Origin of the sequence: Ramlibacter sp. WS9, from assembly GCF_003797765.1 — a bacterium.
Taxonomy (GTDB): domain Bacteria; phylum Pseudomonadota; class Gammaproteobacteria; order Burkholderiales; family Burkholderiaceae_C; genus Ramlibacter.
Genome location: NZ_RKMB01000148.1, coordinates 1 through 436 on the forward strand (window position 1 = coordinate 1; position 436 = coordinate 436).

The 436-nt window shown below is 43.8% G+C and carries 1 protein-coding gene; it reads left to right on the forward strand.

Going from position 1 to position 436, the window contains the following annotated elements; translation table 11 throughout:
• Positions 1–436 (forward strand): hypothetical protein (locus EEB15_RS33375; RefSeq protein WP_199236716.1); only part of this gene is annotated, 436 nt, incomplete at both ends.

Sequence of the window (436 nt, forward strand, 5' to 3'; positions counted from 1 at the left end):
GTCTCTGAACAGATTTTACCTGACTTGCTAGCGACATACCCACAACAAACGGGATTAGAGTGCAGCCGTTTATTCACTCTGGGTTCATCGGAATCGGCCATTTCAGATAAGTTGGATAAATTAGTCTTACCGGAAGGGTATATGCTGGGGTATCGTTCTTATCTGCCTTTTATTGAGGTGAAATTGTTTGGTCCGAAAAGTGATTTAGAACGCCGAGTAAAACTACTACAGATCATCTACCAGCATTTGGAACAACATGTTGTGAGTGTCGATGAACCTATGCTCACGCATATCGGTCATTTAATGCAAGACAAAGGATTATCGATCTCTATTGCAGAACAAGCGACCAAAGGTTGGCTCGCCAGTTGGTTGTTAAGTAACGAGCAAGTGGAAGCGTTGAGCGGTCACTGCTGGATTTTGAGCCGCAACGTTGAAT